At 29.1% G+C, this 223-nt stretch carries 1 protein-coding gene; it reads left to right on the forward strand.

The window, feature by feature from the left end:
- Positions 1–181, forward strand: a 181-nt coding sequence (locus tag AABK37_RS42255) for a hypothetical protein (RefSeq protein ID WP_432557312.1), incomplete at its 5' end; no start/stop codon positions are given.
- Positions 182–223: the final 42 nt, after the last annotated feature.

Consider the following 223-nt stretch of genomic DNA (forward strand, 5'->3'; position numbering starts at 1 on the left):
CGAACGCGGTGAACAAGGAGAGGGAGATATAAAAGTGGAGTGGATAAATATAGAAGTTCCGATAGTTATTTGTGAATTACAAAGTAAAGAATGGAAACCAAAAACTCAAAAAACAATAATACAAGTAATTAAAACCAATACTGGAGACGAATCTTTAAAAATTCTTAACGAGTATCAATAATTAGAAAAAATTAATACAGAGATATGTTTAGCCAAAAACAAT

This window comes from Tolypothrix sp. VBCCA 56010 (assembly GCF_050875635.1).
In the GTDB taxonomy this organism is placed as follows: Bacteria; Cyanobacteriota; Cyanobacteriia; order Cyanobacteriales; family Nostocaceae; genus Hassallia.